Origin of the sequence: Solwaraspora sp. WMMD937 (genome assembly GCF_029581175.1) — a bacterium.
Classification (GTDB): Bacteria; Actinomycetota; Actinomycetes; order Mycobacteriales; family Micromonosporaceae; genus Micromonospora_E.
The window spans coordinates 4,601,074-4,615,225 of record NZ_CP120738.1 but is presented as its reverse complement, the minus strand read 5'-3'; the positions used below and the strand labels follow the sequence as shown (position 1 = coordinate 4,615,225).

The following is a 14,152-nucleotide window of genomic DNA, read 5'->3' as shown; positions in this document are numbered from 1 at the left end:
GACTCCAGGTATAGATCAATGTTTCGTGACCCCGACCTGTGAGCCGTTTTCATCCTGTGTAGGGGTTGGCTTCGACGTGGTGCAGGACGAGGATGGCCTGCACGATCGCGGTGGCGCGGTGCGGGCTGCAGCGCAGCTTGGTCAGGATCTTCCAGGTCTTGAGCGTGGCGATGGCCCGTTCGCCGTGTGCTCGGATCTTCGCGTGCGCCCGGTTGATCGTCTTCTGTCGGCGTGACAGCTTCGGCCGGGAGCGGTGGCGCTTGAACGGGGTGCGGACGCTGCCGGTAGCCCTTGTCGGCGAAGGTCATCACCTGGGCGCTGGTCAGCGCGTGGGTGATGCCGTGGACGCGGGCGGCGGTGAGGTCGTGCGCCGAGCCCGGCAGTGTCCGGGAGGCCCAGACGAGCCGGCCGGCGGCGTCGGCGATGACCTGCACGTTCACGCCGTGGCGCCGGTGTTTGCCGGAGTAGTACGGCTTCTGGTCCGCCACTCGGTCGATCGGGATCAGGGTGCCGTCGAGGATCGTGTACGCCAGGTGTCGGATGCGGCGCATCGCCGTGGTCAGGTCCTCGGCGACCGCGGCGAGCAGGGCGATCGCTTCCTGCACGTACCGCCAGGCGGTGGCGACGCCGACGGCGAACCCGGCGGCGAGCCGGGTGTAGGTGTCGCCGTTGCGTAGGTGGGCCAGGGCGAGTAGTGCCTGGCGGCCGGGGTCGAGGCGCCGCCATCGGGATCGATGCTGGTTGCGGTGGGCTCGGATGAGGTCGGTGAGGTGGTTGAGGGTGCGGCTGGACAGCGGGATCGTGGAGGGGTAAGACAGCACGGGCGAGGCTCCCGGTCGGGGCATCGGATCTTGGTCGACTGCTGTCTTACCTGGAGCCTCGCCCTCATCGCTCTCCGGGCTTACTGCGCCCGCTCTGACCTGCAAGATCAGGTTGGAGAAGGCTCTGTGGTGTCCCTGACGCGGCTACGGTCGGCCGTCGAGGAACATCCGCAGTCGGGTCAGGGTCTGCTTGTCGTCGCCGGGCAGGTGCCCGTTGACCGCGCGGCACACCCAGCCCAGGCGCAGCGCCACCCGGGTCGCGGCCACCAGGTCGCCGGTGAACCGTTCGGCGTACGGCGCCAGGTAGGCGTCCCGGAACGGCGCGGTGTCGACCGAGTCCCGCACGTCGTCGAGCCCCCACGCCAGCCCACCGTCGAGGGTGACCGATAGGGTGAGGAACGGGTGCGACACGCAGGCGTCGCCCCAGTCCATGATGAGGTGGCGGCCGTCGCGGACGAAGACCTGCGCGTCGTGCAGGTCGTCGTGCTGCAGCAGCTCCGGCAGCCCGTACTGCGCGAGCTCGGCGCACAGGTCGGCCACCATCGGTGCCGCGTCGCGGAACCGTCGCTCGGCGCCGACGGCGTCGATGATCCGTGCGTACGCCTGCGGCAGGGTGGCCAGCCGCCGGTCGGGCACGCCGAGGGCGAGCAGGTCGTCGACGTCGTCGGCCAGGTCGAGCTGCACCGCGGCGAGCCGGCCGTCGATCCAGTCCCGCACCCAGGCCAACCACTGCGGATCCCGCCACCGTCTGTCATCCACGGCCGGTGATGCTAGTCAGCCGTCGACGTCGGCCGACACTCGTTCTAGCCGGCCGGGCCAGCCGGCAATGTGGGATCAGTCGTGGTCGGGGGCTCCGGTCAGGTAATGGTCGGCGGCGTACAGGGCCTCGGTGACCAGGCGGCGGACGTGGCCGCCGCGTGCCCGGTAGAGCACCCGGCGGCCGTCGCGGCGGCTGGCGACCAGGCCGGCGAGCAGCAGTTTCGCCAGGTGCTGCGACACGGCGGGGCGGGCGGCGCCGACCGCCGCCGCAAGAGTGCCGACGTCGTGTTCGCCGTCGCGCAGCTGCCACAGCAGGCGCAGCCGGGTCGGGTCGGCCAGCATCTTCAACGCGGTCACCGCCGTGTCGACCTGCGCGCCGGTCGGTTGCTGCTGCCCATCCGTGGCACCTGCAGCGTTGTCGCGTGCGTACATGAGCACGTATTCTGCCATCGTTATGGACCACGACCACCACCGTCACGACCACCACCGTCACGGTCACCGGCATCCGGTGCGACGGGCCCGGTGGCGACGGGCGCTGCACCGGCTCACCCCGCACACCCACGACACCGCCGCCAAGGTCGACGACTCCCTCGAAGCGTCCCGCGACGGACTCCGCGCCCTGTGGATCTCCCTGGCGGTCCTCGCCGCCACCGCCGCCGCCCAGGCCGTCATCGTCGCCGCCAGCGGCTCGGTGGCGCTGCTCGGCGACACCCTGCACAACGTCACCGACGCGCTCACCGCCGTACCCCTGGCGATCGCGTTCCTGATCGGCCGGCGCGCCGCCACCCGCACCTACACGTACGGGTTCGGCCGCGCCGAGGACCTCGCCGGCATCGTCATCGTGACCGTCATCGCCGGCTCGGCGATCGCCGCGGGCTGGACCGCCGTCGACCGGCTGGTCCACCCGGCGCCGATGAGCCACGTGCCGTGGGTGGCCGCCGCCGGGGTCGTCGGCTTCGCCGGCAACGAGTTCGTCGCCCGCTACCGGATCCGGGTCGGCCGGCGCATCGGCTCGGCCGCGCTGGTCGCCGACGGGCTGCACGCCCGTACCGACGGGTTCACCTCGCTGGCCGTCGTCGCCGCCGCCGGGGGCGCGGCGGCCGGCTGGCAGTGGGCCGACCCGCTGGTCGGCCTCGCCATCACCGTCGCGATCGGATACGTGCTGCGCGACGCCGCCCGCGAGGTGTACCGGCGGCTGATGGACGCCGTCGACCCGGCCCTGGTCGACACCGCCGAAACGACCCTGCGCGCGGTGCCCGGCGTCCGCGACGTGACAGCGGTACGGCTGCGCTGGATCGGCCACCGGCTGCACGCCGAAGCCGACCTCGTCGTCGACGCCGACCTGAGCCTGCTCGCCGCGCACGAGGTGGCCGCCGACGCCGAACACCAGCTCACCCACGCCGTGCCCCGGCTGGTGTCGGCGACCGTGCACACCGACCCGGCCGGGCACGCCGGGGCGCACCACCATGTCACGTTGTCGCACCGCCGCCGGGCCGCGACGCTTCGGTAGAAGGTGGCAGCCGGTCACAGCCCTGGGCTTGCACTCGGGTGGAGTGGTCGGCGCGTGCATCGCCTTTCACCAGCCGGTGACCGAGGTACTCGCGGCGTACAACGTCCGGATGTACTGACCCCGGTACCAGTGCCGGCGTGCCGGTGACGTGCCCGGCCCGTCGGATCAGCCCATCAGATCGAACCGGCGGGCCCACCCGGCCAGGTCGGCGACGGTCACGTTGCCGCCGCAGACCACCAGGCCGAGCCGGACGTCCGGGCCGACCCGCTCGACCACCCGGCGGGCGGCGGGCAGCAGACACCCGGCTGCCGGCTCCGCCCACACCTTGGCGTGCTCGGCCAGGTCCAGACTGCCGCCCACCGCCTCCGCGTCCGACACCACCAGCACGTCGGTTACCAGTTCGGTGACGTGGTCGTAGGTCAGCTGCGACACCGTCGGCGCGCTCAACGTCGACACGATCGACGACAGTTTCACCGGCACCGGGCCGCCGTTCCCGCAGGCCTGCGCCATCGCCGACGCGCCGTCGGTCTCCACCCCCCAGACCCGGACGCCGGGCCGGTGGGCGCGCAGCGCGGCGGCCACCCCGGAGATCAACGCGCCGCCACCCACGCTGACCAGCACGTCCGTCGGCGCCGTCCGGTCGTCGACGAACGCGTCAGCGGCGAACTCCAGGCCGACGGTGCCCTGCCCGGCGACCACCACCGGGTCGTCGAACGGATGCACCATCGCCAGCCCGTCGGCCCGCAACCGCGCCGTCAGGTCGAACGCCTCGGCCATGGTGTCGACCACCCGCACCGTCGCCCCGGCCGCGGAAGCGACCTCCACCGCCCGCTCCGGCGCGGAACGCGGCATCACCACCGTCGCCTTCACGTCCAGGGCCTGCGCCATCACCGCCACCGCGATGCCGTGGTTGCCGCCGCTGACCGCCACCACGCCGGCCGCCCGCTGCCCGTCGTCGAGGGTCAGCAACTTCGCCGCCGCGCCCCGCGCCTTGAACGACCCGGTCCGCTGCAGCAACTCCAGCTTCGCCGTCACCGGTACGCCGAGCAGCCCGGACAGGCCAGGGCTGGGCAGCGTCGGCGTCCGCACCACATGGTCGGCGATCCGCCGCGCCGCCGCTTCGATCTGCGCGACGTCAATGATCATCATGCCCTCCGGGTGCACTGGTCAGCAGCGCTACCAGTATGCCCACCGGTACTGCGACCCGTTCACCCGCGCCGGGCCACCTCGTTCAGCACCACTGCGGCGGTCAACAGCGCCGTCGAGCCGAACAACGGGACATGCCCGGCCAGGCGGGACCGGATGTCACCACCGTCGTCCGCCGACTCCCGACGACGCCGTTGCGGCGTCGACAACGCCCCCCACAGCACCACAGCGATCGAGGTGGTGCCCAGCCCCATGACCACCAGTCCGGTCCACCGCTGTCCGATGTTCAACTGCCGCGCGACGGCGAACACGGTGGGTCCGACCGCGACGGCCACGACCACGGCCGCCCCGGCGGCGAACAACGAGTCCCGGTCCGGTCGCACCATGTCGCCATTGTGGCAGGTCCACTCACCACCTCCCGGGGAGGCGGCACCGGTCAGCGTCGGGCGCGTGACCGGAAGTCGCCCACAAATGGGCAATGGCACGGTGTGCAGCGCCGCCGCCAGCGGCGATGATGATCGCCGTCCTGACCGGACATCTCACGTTCACCAGATCGCAGGAGGACTGTGTGAGGGATATATCCACGCCGATCAGACAGATCGGCTCCGCGCTGGCCGCCACCGCCGTACTGGTCGGTGGTCTGCTGGCCAGCCCGGCGGCCGCTGCCGCCGGGCCCGCCCCCGAACTCGGCGGTGAGGCCGCCCTGGCGCTGGCCGCCCGGCTGGGTGACCGGTCCGCCGGGGCGTACCGGGACGAGGTCACGGGTGACCTGGTCGTGACCGTGACCGACGCAGCCGCTGCCCGGGTGGTCCGGGCCGCCGGTGGGGTGGCCCGGACCGTCGAGCGTGGTGCCGACGACCTGGCCCGGGTCACCGGTGCCCTGTCGCGGTCCGCGGCCGTGCCGGGGACCAGCTGGTACGCCGACCCGGTCAGCAACCAGGTCGTGGTCTCGGTCGACGCGACCGTCACCGGAACCCGGCTGGCGCTGGTCGAGGCGGTCGCGGCCCGCTTCGGCGACGCGGTCCGCGTCGAACGCGTCGCCGGCACGGTGGAGACCACCGCCGCCGGCGGCGACCCCATCTACTCCAACGGCCGCTGCTCGCTCGGGTTCAACGTGTACGACAGCGCTGGCCGGCCGGGATTCCTCACCGCCGGGCACTGCACCGAGTCGCGGACGCAGTGGATGGTCGATGGGGTCGCCGACGCCGGCACCACGGTGGCCAGCAACTTCCCCGGTGACGACTTCGGCCTGGTCCGCTGGGTCGACACCACCGTCAAACGGCCCGGGGCGGTCAATCTGTACGACGGGACGCTGCGGGACATCACCGGCGCCGGCAACCCGTATGTGGGGCAGACGGTCAGCAAGAGCGGCAGTACCACCGGGGTCACCACCGGCCCGGTCGTCGCGATCAACGTCACCGTCAACTACTCGGCGGGTCCGGTGACCGGGCTGTTCCAGACCAGCCTGTGCGCGGACAAGGGCGACAGCGGCGGCGCGGTGTTCGCCGGCAGCACCGCACTGGGTCTGCACTCGGGCAGCAACCGGGCCGAGTGCCGGGCCTACCACCAGCCGGTGGCCGAGGCGCTGTCGGCGTACGGGGTCGACGTCTACTGACCGTGGCCGGAGTGGGCGGCCCGACGGCCGCCCACTCAGCCGAGCCCGGTCACGGAGAGCACCCGCACCTGATGGTCGGCGGTGACCACCGCGACGGTGTCGCCGCTGACCACCGCGTGTGTCACCCGGTTGTCCACCAGGTCAGTGCCGACGTCGACCGGTGCGGTCCGTCGACCGGTCGCCGCGTCCCACACGGACACCTGCTGCACGGCGGTCCTCGACGCCGTGTCGATGCGGTGGCCCAGCACCACCACCCAGCCGTCGGCCACCGCCGCCGCCGACCGGGTGTCGTCGGCGGCGGTGATCTCCCCGCCGTCCTCGTCGAGCAGGCAGAAGTCGTCGACCGTGGCGAACGTCTGGTCACCGAAGACGAGCCCGGCCGGCGCCGCGTACCAGTTGTCCTCGAATCCGAACTCACTTGTGCGGTTCCACTTCTCGTCGCCGGTGCCGATGTCGACGGCGATCGTGCGGTACGTGCCGCCGTCGACCGCCGCGCACACCAGTCGCTCCCCGCACGGTTTGACCAGTTCGATGGTGTCACCGGCCGGCAGCGGCACCTCCCACGCGCGGGTGAAACCGTCGAGGTCGTACGCGGCCAGCACAGCCCGTCCCGGCGACGCGCCGTCGGACAGCCGGCCGATCGCGAGCCCTTCGTAGACGGTCCACGCGTCGTGGTCCAGCGGCAGGTCGCCGCTGGCGATCGGGTCGCCGTCGCCGGTGTCCAGCACGAACCCCCGGCCGTTGCCCTCACTCAGCTCGACGACACGGCCCGGCTCGGCGTACCGGTTGTCCCGCAGCCCGTACCCGGCGGCCGGCAGCACCCCGGCGTCCTCGACACCTTCCGTGCCGGTCCACCGGGTCGCCGCGCGGATCCGGGACGCGTCGAGGACCAGCAGGTCATCGTCGGGGGCCTCGCGTCGCCACCGCTGCTCGCCAGTGGTCAGGTCGATCCGGGCGACCGCGTTGTCAAAAATGCCGTCCTTGATCTCGACGATCACGTCGGTGCCCAGCCGGACCACGTCGGTAAGGTCCTGCCAGCTGCGTTTCCACCGCACCGTGCCGTCGGCGGCGTCGAGCACGACCCGCATGTCGGCACCGCCGTCGGTCGCCGAGTCTGCGGCGTCGACGACGAGCAGCCCACCGGCGGCGGTGAGCCGCACCTGCGTCGGTTCGACGTCCACCGTGGCGGTCCAGGCCGGGTCGCCGCCGCCGGCCGGTACCGCGGTGACGGTGGTGCCGCCGACGGCGACCGCCGCGTACACGGCGAGGTCACCGGCGACGGTGACCGTCGACCCGCCGGTGCCGGCGGGCAACGTCACCTGGTGGACCTCGGTCAGGCCGCCCGCGGTGTCCCCCGTCCCGCCGCCGTCGTGGTCGCCGAGCAGGCCACCGAACAGGTTGGTGTCACGGGGCCCGCTACCGTCGCCGGTGAACTGGTCGAGCAGCCAACCGTTGGCCAGGCCGATCCCGGCGGCCAGCGTCACCGCCACGGCGCCGGCGACCGCCGCGACCACCCGGCCGCGACGCCGCCGACGTGCTGGCGGCGACGGCAGATCGTCGCCAGCCGCCGGTGTGGTGGGTCCGGGCACCGGTGGGCCTGGCTGCACAAGGTACGGCGCGGTCGGGCCCGGCCCGGTCGGGGCGGCGGTCGACGGCGCCGCGACATCCGTCGACGGCGTGTGGTGCAGCGCACCGAACGCCACCGGCAGCTCCGGCTGCTCCGGCACCGACGGGGCGACCCCGAGTCGGGCGTGCAACCGGCTGGCGACCAGCGGCATCCGGCTGGCCCCACCGACCAGCAGCAGCGCGGCCAGCCGCGCCGGGTCGACCCCGGCCAGCTGCAGCACCCGGCGGGTCTCGTCGACCGCCCGGTCGACCAGCGGCCCGGCGACGCGGTCCAGCTCCTCCCGGGTCAGATGCATCGGATCGTCGCGCCCGGGCACCGTCACCGGCGCCGCCGAGGCCCGCGACAGCATCTCCTTCGCGGCCCGCACCTCGGACCAGAAAGCGAGCCGGTCACGGCGGTCGGCGGCGGTCACCGGCCGGCTGAGCCGCTGCCACAGCTGCGGGTCCCGGACCGCGACCAGGTGACCAAGGTGGGCGACCAGCGCCTCGTCGATGTCGAGCCCGCCGAGGTCGTCAAGCCCGCCGGTGGCCAGCACCCGCAGCCCGCCGGCTCCGCCCACCGCAGGCTCGTTGCGGACCACCGCCACGTCGAGGGTGCCGCCGCCGAAGTCGAACACGGCCAGCGTGCCACCTGGCGGCACCTGCCGGCCCAGCACCCGGACACAGTAGGTGGCGGCCGCGATCGGCTCGTCGAGCAGCCGCACCGGGCCCAGCCCGGCGGCCGTGGCGGCCGCGCGCAGCAGGTCCCGACGCGGGGCGCCCCAGTCGGCGGGGCAGGTCAGCACGGTGCCGCCGGCCGGATGCACACCGGCGGTCGCAGCCTCGGCGGCGACCCGGCGCAGGGTCACCGCCAGCAGTTGGGCGACCGGCAGCTCCCGGTCACCCAGCAGCACCGAGCCGTCGTCGACGCGCCGTTTCGGGTGCGGCTCGAACCGGTGTGGCTCCCCGGCGGCCAACCGCTGCGCGTCACGTCCGCTGTGGACGCCACCGGCGGCGTCGATACAGACCCCGGAGGCCAGCAGCGGAGTGCCGTCGAACAGCAGCGGCCGAGGTGGCTCGTCGCCCCGGCGGACCACCGCGACGGTGTGTGTGGTGCCCAGGTCGACGGCGAGCCGTACCGGTCCGTTCACGGTCCTGATGTCCTCTCCCGGGATTGCGCCGGCGTGCGTACGCCGCCGGCGGGGATGCTATCGGCCGGCCGCCACCGAGGTGTCGGCACCGAGCTGCTTCAACACCCGGGTACGCAGCGTCTCGTACTGTTCGCGGCAGCGGTGCGGCGGACCGTCCGGCCGGTCGACGACCGTACCGCCGCTGATCCGCTCGTGCGGGCCGAACTGGTCGCGGGTCAGGTCGATCTCGACCACGCCGAGCCGGTTCCACCAGTGCCGGCCGGTCCGCCGCCCACCGGTGCTGACCTCCCCGACCAGCAGCTCACCGCCGAGTAGGTCGTGCAGCACCAGCGCGGTGACGCCGCACTGGCCGCGGGCCGGGTTGCCGGCGTGCCAGTCGGCCAGGTCGACCGGATCGCAGGTGTCGGCGGACCATGCGGTACGGATGACACGTTCGATGTGGGTGAGGGTCCAGGTGCGGGGGAACATGGCGGCAGATCCTGCCACAGTGGTCCGACATCGCTGCCCGGCCCGGGTCGCCCCGGCAACACCGCCTGACCCGGCAACGCGACCCGGGTCGCCGGTGCCGGCGGTAACGGCTAGTAAGCTGCCCGGTCGTGACCGACGACAGTCAGCCGAGGACAGCCGGGCCGGCCGGCGGCGACCAGTCCGCGTTGGCGACCGCCTGCCTGGCCGCCGGTGACGGACGGCTACGGCACGGGGCGGCGTTGAAGTTCTTCTGGGGTCCGATGGACTGCGGCAAGTCGACGCTGGCCCTGCAGATGGACCACAACCACGCCCGGCAGGGCCGCCGGGGTCTGGTGCTGACCCGCAACGACCGGTCGATGGGGCCGCAGGTGACCACCCGGATCGGGTTGGCCCACTCGGCGATCGAGGTCACCGACGACCTGGACCTGGTGGCGCTGGTGCGTGGCCGCTGGGCGGACGGCACCCGGGTCGATTACCTGATCTGCGACGAGGCGTGTTTCTACACCGTCGACCAGGTCGGGCAGATGGCCGACCTCGTCGACGGCTACGACGTCGACGTGTTCGCTTTCGGGCTGGCCAGCGACTTCCGGTCGGTGCTGTTCCCGGCCGCGCAACGGCTGTTCGAGATCGCCGACGAGGTGTGCCGTATCCAGGTCGAGGTGCTCTGCTGGTGCGGCCGGCAGGGCCTGCTCAACGCCCGCGTGGTCGACGGTGTGGTGGCCCGCCACGGCGAGCAGGTGGTGATCGGTGACACCGTCGACCACTCCGAGGTGCGGTACCAGGTGCTGTGCCGGCGGCACCACCGAACCGGGGACCTCGGACCCGGCTAGCCGACCACGTCAGGGACCCGGCTAGCCGACCGCCGCAACCGGCGGAGGGGGTTGGTCGGCGGCTTCGGCGGCGGCGAGCAGCGCCGCCTCCTGAGCCGCGCCGAGCCCCAGCGGCGGCAGGTCGGTACGCAGCGCCGGGCGGTGATCCACGCTGGCCAACCAGGTCCAGGTGTCGGCGACGGTCTCGGCCACCGGCCGGCAGCGCAGTCCGGCGGACAGTGCCCGGGACACGTCACCACGGTGCAGCGCATCGTGCAGCTCGCCCGGCGGCAGCCAGACCGGCAGCTCGGTCCAGGGCGCGACCCCGGCGGCGGCCACCGCCGCCGGGTCGACCCAGCGCAGCCGGGCGGCCGAGCCGGTTACCCGCACACAGGCCGCCAGCAGCTCCCCGATCGTGGTGTGGCCGGGCCGGCTGACCACGTTGCACGGCCCGGACAGCCCGGCTGCGGCCGCGTCGAGCAGCCAGGCCGCCAGGTCCCGGGCGTCGACGTACTGCAGCGGCAGGTCGGGTGGCCCGGGTGCGGGCACGTCGCCGCCCCGGGCGACGCGGTGCAGCCACCACGGCAGCCGGCCGACGTCCTCGTACGGGCCGAGGATCAGCCCGGCCCGGGCCAGCAGCACCCGATCACCGAAGGCGGCGAGCGCGGCGAGTTCACCGCCGCGTTTGGTGCGGGCGTAGGGGACGTCGCCGCCGTCGTCGGCGGACCCGTCGACCACCGGCCCGGTTTCGTCGAGCCCGGCCGGCGGCGGGTACGCGTACACCGACCGGCTCGACACGTACGTGTAGTGGCCGACCCGGTCGCGTAGCAGCCGTGCCGCGTCGCGGACCGCCGACGGTGCGCCGGCCCAGGTGTCGACGGCCAGGTCCCAGTCACCGGTACGCAGCGCGGCGAGACCGTCGGTGGCCGTCCGGTCGCCGACGATCACCTGCGCGCCGGCCGGCGCCGGCCGGTGGCCGCGGTGCAGCAGGGTGACCGCCCAGCCGCGCGCCAGCGCGTCCTCGACGACACACCGGCCGACGAACCCGGTGCCGCCCAACATCAGCAGTCGCATACCACCACTGTGCCGGCCGGCGCTACGACGCGGAAGGCCGTCACGCTGCCAGCGAAACCCACCACAGGTCACTGTCGGGTAGTCGAACTGCTCAGCCGGGACTGAGTCGCAGCTGCCGGGCATGGTAGCGCAACGTCCCGGATTGTCCACCAATGCCGTGTGTCGACGCGCGCGACGCCGCCGACGGGTGCACGATCTCTGACATGGGTTCGCTGGAGATCGGCCCGGGCGTGTGGGCCGTCACGATCGTCGTCATCATCGCGCTGCTCGCCCTCGACCTGGCGGTCGCCGCGATCCGACCGCACGCCGTCGGCTTCGGAGAGGCGGTCGCCTGGTCGGTGTTCTACGTCGCGGTCGCCGTCGTGTTCGGCCTGGTGTTCATGGCCTGGGCCGGCGGCGACTACGGCACCGAGTACTTCGCCGGCTACCTGGTGGAGAAGAGCCTGTCCGTCGACAACCTGTTCGTCTTCGTCATCATCATCAGCACCTTCGCCGTTCCCGAGGAGCACCAGCACAAGGTGCTCACCTTCGGCATCATCGCCGCGCTGGTCATGCGGGCGATCTTCATCGCCGCCGGCGCCACCCTGCTGAACCTGTTTTCCTTCATGTTCCTGGTCTTCGGCCTGCTGCTGATCTTCACCGCCGTGCAGCTGTTCCGGCACCGCAACGAGGACCCGCAGGTCGACGACAACGTGCTGGTCCGCGCCACCCGCCGGGTGCTGCCGGTGACACCTGACTACGTCGACGGGCGGCTCGTCACCCGCCTCGACGGTCGCCGTGTCGTCACCCCACTGTTCATCGTGCTGGTCGCGATCGGCAGCACCGACCTGCTGTTCGCCCTCGACTCGATCCCCGCCGTGTTCGGTGTCACCCAGCAGCCGTACATCGTCTTCGTCGCCAACGCCTTCGCCCTGATCGGGCTGCGGGCCCTGTTCTTCCTGGTGAAAGGCCTGCTGGACCGGCTGGTCTACCTGTCCACCGGGTTGGCGCTGGTACTGGCGCTGATCGGCGTCAAGCTGGTGCTGCACTGGGGCCACACCCTCGACGACCGGGTCCCCGAGGTGCAGACCCCGGTGTCGCTGGGGCTGATCCTGGTGATCCTCACCGTCACCGTCGTCGCCAGCCTGGTCAAGGTCCACCGCGACCCGACCGCCCGCGCCCACGCCGGTTCGCTGCGCGGCCACGACGACCAGCAGCGGCAACGGTGACCTGCCGGATCCGGTGAGACGCTCAGCCGGGCCCGGCGACGCGGGCCGCCCGCGCCGCCGCGATCCGGTACGCCGGATCCCGGTCCAGGTTGTACCGGTCCCGGTCGTACCGACGGGTGGTCCGCGGATCGGCGTGACCCATCGCGTCCTGCACGTCCTCCAGCGGCACCCCTTCGGCGCGGGCGGTGGTGGCGAACGCATGCCGCAGCGAGTGCGGCGACAGCCGGTCGCACGCCGGCAGACCGGCGGCCCGGGCCAGCCGCCGGACCAGCCGGAACACGGCGTGCCGGTCCAGCCGCGCGCCGCTGGCGGTGGCCAGCAGCGGGCCGTCGAGCGCATCGGCCGCGACACCGGCGGCCCGGGCCCGGACGGCCAGGTACGCGTCGAGCACCGCCGCCGTGTCCGGCGCCAGCGCCCGGCGGCGGGCCCGGCCACCCTTGCCGACGAACCGGACGCTGCGGTGCCCCCGCTCGTCGCCGACGTCGGCGACGTCGAGGCTGACCAGTTCACCGACACGCAGCCCCAGGTCGGCCAGCAACGCCAGCACGGCGAGGTTGCGCGCACCGCTCGCCCCGGTGTCGGCGCGGGCCGCCGCGAACAACGCGTCGACCTGGTCGGGGCTCAACCCGACGGTCGCCGAATGGTCCCGGTCGATCCGCGGCCGGTCCGCGTCGGTCACCGGGTTGGCCGGTACCGCCCGCAGCCGCACCAGGAACGCGTACCAGCTGGACATGGCGGACAGTTTGCGGGCCACCGTCGCCGGGGTCAGCAGCCGGCCGCTGCGCGGATCGACGGTGGCCTCCAACGTCCGGGCGTAGGCGTTGACGTCCAGGAACGACGCCTGCAGCGGGTCGAGCCCGGTGGCGGTGCACCACGACAACCAGCCGGTCACGTCCCGGCGGTACGCGGCCCGGGTGTGCTCGGACAGCCGACGGTTACGCAGCCACGCCTCGGTGAAGTCGACGGGGGCGGTGGCGGCGGGCAGGCCGCGGTCGACCGGCCGGGGGACGAGACCGGGGGTGGTGGGGCGACGCATCGCAGCAGGATGCCAAAGCCGGCGTCACCGACGACGCCGAAACGCCGTTCGTGATCTTTCCGCGCTGTTCGTGACCTCGGCCGGCCGGTCCGCGCGACGTGGTCAGGACATCCGGACGATCTGGCCGGTCACGTAACGGGCCTGGTGCGAGGCCAGCAGGGTGACGACCTCGGCGACGTCCTCCGGGCGGGCGATACGGCTCAGCGGGCTCGAACCGGTGATCTGCTTCTCCACCTCCGGCGTCACCCAGCCGGTGTCGGTGACCGGCGGCTGCACGATGTTCGCGGTCACTCCGTACGGGGCGAGTTCGGCGGCGGCCGACATGGTGTAGTTCTCCTGTGCGGCCTTGGCCGCCCCGTACGACACCTCCTCGGGAAAGCCGTGCGGGCCGCCGGAGGTCAATCCGACGATCCGCCCCCAGCTGGCCTTGCGGGCCAGATGCCGGCGGGCGAACTCGGCGATCAGCAGCGCCGGGGCGCGGGCGTCGACGGCGAACTGGCGGTCGAAGGTGCCGGCGTCGACGTGGGTCAACGGCCGGCCGAACCGGTCCCGGCTGTCCGGCCGGAACGTGTCGCTGAGCCAGTCGCTGGCGTTGTTGACCAGGATGTCGACCGGGCCGAACGAGGCCGCCGCCTCGTCGAACAGCCGAGCTGGGGCGGCCGGGTCCGCCAGGTCGGCCTCCACGGCCACCGCCTTGCCGCCGGCGGCGACGATCCGGTCGACGACGCTGCGTGCGTCCTGGGCACGGACCTGCCCGTACTGGGCGGGAAAAGACGGATCGTCGGCGTAGGAGGACGGGTCCATCCGCAGGTACGCGGCGAGCACCGCGGCGCCCTGGGTGGCCAGGGCGAGCGCGATCGCCGCGCCGATGCCCTGGTTCGCGCCGGTCACGATCGCGACGTGCCCGGTCAACCGGGGGTCGATCATCTTCCCAGGATGCCCGGCCGGCG

Annotated in this window: 13 protein-coding genes and 1 pseudogene; 4 read left to right on the top strand and 10 right to left on the bottom strand. The window is 73.1% G+C overall.

Annotation, left to right across the window (positions count from 1 at the left end; all coding sequences use genetic code 11):
- Window positions 1-49: 49 nt before the first annotated feature.
- The 3 genes and pseudogenes from O7621_RS20510 to O7621_RS20500 all read right to left on the bottom strand — a co-directional run bounded on the left by O7621_RS20510 (window position 50) and on the right by O7621_RS20500 (window position 2,012).
- Window positions 50-821 (bottom strand): annotated as a pseudogene (locus O7621_RS20510) (transposase family protein).
- Window positions 822-965: 144 nt separating this feature from the next.
- The gene (locus tag O7621_RS20505) at window positions 966-1,580 is read right to left on the bottom strand and encodes a hypothetical protein (RefSeq protein ID WP_282230740.1); all 615 of its coding nucleotides are present in this window, start codon (window positions 1,578-1,580) and stop codon (window positions 966-968) included.
- A 75-nt stretch (window positions 1,581-1,655) separates the two neighbouring features.
- Window positions 1,656-2,012, bottom strand: a complete 357-nt coding sequence (locus tag O7621_RS20500; RefSeq protein WP_282230739.1) for a metalloregulator ArsR/SmtB family transcription factor — start codon at window positions 2,010-2,012, stop codon at window positions 1,656-1,658.
- Between O7621_RS20500 and O7621_RS20495 the strand changes: the two genes are divergently transcribed.
- A complete protein-coding gene (locus tag O7621_RS20495) occupies window positions 2,011-3,090 on the top strand; it encodes a cation diffusion facilitator family transporter (protein ID WP_282230738.1) in 1,080 nt (359 codons plus the stop codon). The two genes, O7621_RS20500 and O7621_RS20495, sit on opposite strands and share 2 nt — an antisense overlap.
- 165 nt (window positions 3,091-3,255) lie before the next feature.
- Here the strand turns inward: O7621_RS20495 and O7621_RS20490 are convergent, their stop codons facing one another.
- On the bottom strand, window positions 3,256-4,236 hold the full coding sequence (locus O7621_RS20490) for a threonine/serine dehydratase (protein WP_282230737.1): 981 nt from the start codon (window positions 4,234-4,236) through the stop codon (window positions 3,256-3,258).
- Between the two features lie 62 nt (window positions 4,237-4,298).
- Window positions 4,299-4,622 (bottom strand): hypothetical protein, encoded by a 324-nt coding sequence (locus O7621_RS20485; protein WP_282230736.1) that lies wholly within the window; start codon window positions 4,620-4,622, stop codon window positions 4,299-4,301.
- Window positions 4,623-4,804: 182 nt separating this feature from the next.
- Here O7621_RS20485 and O7621_RS20480 point away from each other — a divergent pair, with 182 nt between their 5' ends.
- On the top strand, window positions 4,805-5,851 hold the full coding sequence (locus tag O7621_RS20480) for a S1 family peptidase (RefSeq protein WP_282230735.1): 1,047 nt from the start codon (window positions 4,805-4,807) through the stop codon (window positions 5,849-5,851).
- A gap of 35 nt (window positions 5,852-5,886) precedes the next feature.
- On the opposite strand, the gene O7621_RS20475 is transcribed toward O7621_RS20480, so the two are convergent.
- Complete coding sequence (locus O7621_RS20475; protein WP_282230734.1) at window positions 5,887-8,607, bottom strand: hsp70 family protein; 2,721 nt, start codon at window positions 8,605-8,607, stop codon at window positions 5,887-5,889.
- A 57-nt stretch (window positions 8,608-8,664) separates the two neighbouring features.
- The gene (locus O7621_RS20470; RefSeq protein WP_282230733.1) at window positions 8,665-9,075 is read right to left on the bottom strand and encodes a hypothetical protein; all 411 of its coding nucleotides are present in this window, start codon (window positions 9,073-9,075) and stop codon (window positions 8,665-8,667) included.
- 185 nt (window positions 9,076-9,260) lie between these two features.
- Here O7621_RS20470 and O7621_RS20465 point away from each other — a divergent pair, with 185 nt between their 5' ends.
- Entirely contained in the window at window positions 9,261-9,905 is a 645-nt protein-coding gene (locus O7621_RS20465) for a thymidine kinase (RefSeq protein ID WP_281555584.1), read from the top strand.
- Between the two features lie 21 nt (window positions 9,906-9,926).
- Here O7621_RS20465 and O7621_RS20460 read toward each other — a convergent pair whose 3' ends face one another.
- Window positions 9,927-10,958 (bottom strand): reductase, encoded by a 1,032-nt coding sequence (locus O7621_RS20460; protein WP_282230732.1) that lies wholly within the window; start codon window positions 10,956-10,958, stop codon window positions 9,927-9,929.
- A gap of 203 nt (window positions 10,959-11,161) precedes the next feature.
- On the opposite strand from O7621_RS20460, the gene O7621_RS20455 reads away from it, so the two are divergent.
- Window positions 11,162-12,166: a TerC/Alx family metal homeostasis membrane protein gene (locus O7621_RS20455; protein ID WP_282230731.1), complete on the top strand. Its 1,005-nt coding sequence runs from the start codon at window positions 11,162-11,164 to the stop codon at window positions 12,164-12,166.
- A 22-nt stretch (window positions 12,167-12,188) separates the two neighbouring features.
- Here the strand turns inward: O7621_RS20455 and O7621_RS20450 are convergent, their stop codons facing one another.
- Both O7621_RS20450 and O7621_RS20445 read right to left on the bottom strand, forming a co-directional pair.
- A complete protein-coding gene (locus O7621_RS20450; protein ID WP_282230730.1) occupies window positions 12,189-13,202 on the bottom strand; it encodes a tyrosine-type recombinase/integrase in 1,014 nt (337 codons plus the stop codon).
- A gap of 102 nt (window positions 13,203-13,304) precedes the next feature.
- Window positions 13,305-14,129, bottom strand: a complete 825-nt coding sequence (locus tag O7621_RS20445; protein WP_282230729.1) for an SDR family oxidoreductase — start codon at window positions 14,127-14,129, stop codon at window positions 13,305-13,307.
- Between the last annotated feature and the right edge of the window lie 23 nt (window positions 14,130-14,152).

Bases quoted from the DNA above. Each gene is read 5' to 3' on its own strand.
- O7621_RS20490 (WP_282230737.1), bottom strand. From the start codon at position 4,236: ATGATCATTGACGTCGCGCAGATCGAAGCGGCGGCGCGGCGGATCGCC.
- O7621_RS20470 (WP_282230733.1), bottom strand. From the start codon at position 9,075: ATGTTCCCCCGCACCTGGACCCTCACCCACATCGAACGTGTCATCCGT.
- O7621_RS20455 (WP_282230731.1), top strand. From the start codon at position 11,162: ATGGGTTCGCTGGAGATCGGCCCGGGCGTGTGGGCCGTCACGATCGTC.
- O7621_RS20445 (WP_282230729.1), bottom strand. From the start codon at position 14,129: ATGATCGACCCCCGGTTGACCGGGCACGTCGCGATCGTGACCGGCGCG.
- O7621_RS20495 (WP_282230738.1), top strand. From the start codon at position 2,011: ATGAGCACGTATTCTGCCATCGTTATGGACCACGACCACCACCGTCAC.
- O7621_RS20450 (WP_282230730.1), bottom strand. From the start codon at position 13,202: ATGCGTCGCCCCACCACCCCCGGTCTCGTCCCCCGGCCGGTCGACCGC.
- O7621_RS20500 (WP_282230739.1), bottom strand. From the start codon at position 2,012: ATGTACGCACGCGACAACGCTGCAGGTGCCACGGATGGGCAGCAGCAA.
- O7621_RS20460 (WP_282230732.1), bottom strand. From the start codon at position 10,958: ATGCGACTGCTGATGTTGGGCGGCACCGGGTTCGTCGGCCGGTGTGTC.
- O7621_RS20485 (WP_282230736.1), bottom strand. From the start codon at position 4,622: ATGGTGCGACCGGACCGGGACTCGTTGTTCGCCGCCGGGGCGGCCGTG.